The organism is Ilumatobacter sp. (assembly GCF_049588435.1).
GTDB lineage: Bacteria > Actinomycetota > Acidimicrobiia > Acidimicrobiales > Ilumatobacteraceae > Ilumatobacter_A.
Map to the genome: position 1 here is coordinate 1 of NZ_JBAVYV010000307.1, position 1,849 is coordinate 1,849.

The 1,849-nt window shown below is 64.6% G+C and carries 2 protein-coding genes and 1 pseudogene; all 3 read left to right on the forward strand.

The window, feature by feature from the left end; all coding sequences use genetic code 11:
• Nucleotides 1-228 (forward strand): annotated as a pseudogene (locus WBV89_RS11880) (CoA ester lyase); the annotation flags it as partial.
• Between the two features lie 308 nt (nucleotides 229-536).
• Nucleotides 537-833 carry a transposase gene (locus tag WBV89_RS11885; protein WP_423981563.1) on the forward strand — a complete coding sequence of 99 codons (297 nt, stop codon included), beginning with the start codon at nucleotides 537-539 and terminating at the stop codon, nucleotides 831-833.
• Entirely contained in the window at nucleotides 830-1,720 is an 891-nt protein-coding gene (locus tag WBV89_RS11890; RefSeq protein WP_423981564.1) for an IS3 family transposase, read from the forward strand. Before WBV89_RS11885 ends, WBV89_RS11890 begins: the two co-directional genes overlap by 4 nt.
• Nucleotides 1,721-1,849: the final 129 nt, after the last annotated feature.

Here is a 1,849-nt window from a genome sequence, read left to right on the forward strand (position 1 = left end):
CACCCGGCGCAGCTCGAGGCGGCCAACCGCATCTTCGCTCCCAGCCCCGCCGAGGTCGACGAGGCCCGAGCAGCGATCGACGCGATGGACGCCGCAATCGAAGCCGGCCACGGCGCAGCGAGCGTCGGCGGCAAGATGATCGACGCCGCCACGGCGCGTGGATTCCGTCACGTCCTCGAACGGGCCGCGGCGTGCGACGGAACCTCGATCGCCGAGTCCGAAAGCTGATCCCCGAGCGATGAACTGTCCGGTGCTGAGCCCGATGTAGCCGATGACGATGAGGATCGACATCGTGACGAGCAGCCGGATCGGTCGGCCATGCGATCCGCCGATCTGGCGCCCGCTGCGACATCTCGAGCGACTCCTGTAACGTGCTCTGATAGGTACAGCCATCGAGCAGGCACCCATCCGGCCACTGCGAGCGCTATATCAGCGGCGAGCGTTCCGCGAGTCGAGCATCCCTTTCGTCGGTCTGATGTTGACCCGGTTTCTTGGACACCTGATTACGCGGGAGACCGTGTAGGAAGGAGGCCCAGATGGGTCGTCCGAACAAGTACCCCGATCAGTTCCGCAAGGACGCGATCGAACTCGCCAGATCGTCTGGTCGGCCGATCGCGGAGGTCGCCCGGTCGTTGAACATTGCGGAGGGCACCCTGTGGAACTGGGTGCGCGCCGCTCGCGACGCGGACAGTCGTGCTGGCGATCCTGAAGCGTTGTCGGAGTCCGAACGCGACGAGTTGGCCCGGTTGCGCAAGCAGGTGATCGAGTTGCAGACCGACAAAGAGATCCTTCGTCGGGCGGCTGCATATTTCGCCCGCGAGACGATGCGGTGATCCGCTTCCGCTTCGTCCACGACCACCTCGGCGCCTTCGAAGTCAAGCGGATGTGCGGCCTGGTCGAGGTTCCGCGCTCGTCGTTCTACGCGTGGCTCACCCGCACACCATCGGCACGCGACATCGCCGACGCCGAACTCCTCGTGACGATCCGAGACATCTACGAGCGTTCACGCGGCAGCTACGGCACGCCGCGCGTCTACGGGCAGTTGCGTCGTCGAGGCCACCGGGTCGCCAGATCGCGTGTGGCTCGCCTGATGCGCACGAACAACCTGGTCGGGGCACATTCGCCGCGCAAGTGGCGACGCGGTCGACCGGACCTGGGCGGGCCACCGGACCTGCTGAACCGGAACTTCGCCGCTGCGGCTCCGAACCAGCGGTGGGTCGCGGACGTCACCGAGTTCCGCACCGGCGAAGGCAAGCTCTACCTCGCCGGGATTCGCGACCTATTCCACCGCGGCATCGTTGGCTGGGACACCTCCGGGCGCCAAGACACCAACCTCGTCGTCGCTGCGCTTGAGATGGCCCTCGCCCGCACGGGCAACCCGGCCGAGGTGATTCACCACGCCGACAAGGGCTCGATCTACACGTCGTTGGACTTCGCATTCGCAGCCGGCAACCACGACATGTCGCTGTCATTCGGGTCAACCGGCGACGCCTACGACAACGCTGCGATGGAGACGTTCTGGGCCCGTCTCAAGGTCGAGATCGCCTGGATCCGAGGGTCGATCTGGTTCGAGACCCGAGCCGACTGCCACGCCTACCTGTTCGAGTTCATCGAGGTCTTCTACAACCGGCAACGACACCAAGCCGGCCTCGATCACCTCACCCCAACCGAATACGCTGACAAGTGGCGCCACGACCACGGCCAGCCGAATCCGTCATAACCCCGTGTCCAAAGAACCGGGTCAACATCAAACACCAACAATGAGCCAGATCAGTTACACCACTCATCTGATAGACCCTCTTCAGAGAGTCATCGCAGAGCTTTGTGGGTGGCTGGGCTCGTCATGGGG

Excerpts from the sequence above, each read along its gene's own strand:
- WBV89_RS11885 (WP_423981563.1), top strand. The coding sequence starts at position 537 with ATGGGTCGTCCGAACAAGTACCCCGATCAGTTCCGCAAGGACGCGATC.